This window comes from Flavitalea antarctica (genome assembly GCF_054461535.1).
In genome coordinates, this window is the sequence record NZ_JBTLQG010000092.1 from 1 (window position 1) to 805 (window position 805).

Sequence of the window (805 nt, forward strand, 5' to 3'; positions counted from 1 at the left end):
CGGTCTGCCTGGCAGATTGACTACTGTCACACTAAACGTCATCTTCTATATAGCATAAGGGCTTGGCAAAAGCGGGCAGCCAGCACCAAGTAATTTGAAAACCAAGCTGTGCCCGCCTTCGCCAATACCTTTACGTTGTACGCCACTCTATGGAACTGAGCTTCGAGCTTCTGCATAAGGATATCCAGATCATTAACATTGATATTCTTTTAAAATATTGGGGTTGGAAAATCGGTGATGTTAAAGCCATAGCACATTTGACCGCACTTGGAGACCTATTCTTCATAGGGAGGGACGATGGCATTTACTGGTTACAGACGGATTGTGGAAATTTTTCAAAAGTCGCGGAAAGTTTAGAGCGGTTTGAAGAATGCCTGACGGATCAAGGGAAAATTGCAGAATGGTTCTTGCCTTGGCTAGTACAAAAATTAATATTGGCCGGAAGAACATTGGAACCGACCGAGGTTTATTCTTATAGAAAGCCGCCAATTATAGGTGGAGAATATACAATTGATAATATCGAGATAACTGACATAAATGCCCATTTGGAATGTTCCGGACAGATTTTTCAAGGAATTGAAAATCTTCCTGATGGCACAAAAATTAGCATTCACCGAAATTAGTTAGCAATTCAGCTTCTGAGTTTGCAATTTGGATTGGCGAGGAGCTCCATCAACTCAGTGTGATATGGACAAGTCGCCTAATTGGAAAACAATTAATTATCACCGAGCGGCGTACAACATGGTATCCTATGTATAAGACGTATCGTGTGAGTTAAAATATTTCTTTGAAAGCAAAGGATAGG

1 protein-coding gene is annotated in these 805 nt (G+C 41.1%); it reads left to right on the forward strand.

Going from position 1 to position 805, the window contains the following annotated elements; genetic code table 11:
• Positions 1-149: 149 nt before the first annotated feature.
• Complete coding sequence (locus ACX0G7_RS27320) at positions 150-623, forward strand: T6SS immunity protein Tdi1 domain-containing protein (protein ID WP_458926722.1); 474 nt, start codon at positions 150-152, stop codon at positions 621-623.
• Positions 624-805: the final 182 nt, after the last annotated feature.

What these genes read in the sequence shown, in the direction of transcription:
- ACX0G7_RS27320 (WP_458926722.1), top strand. Translation starts at nt 150, where the DNA reads ATGGAACTGAGCTTCGAGCTTCTGCATAAGGATATCCAGATCATTAAC.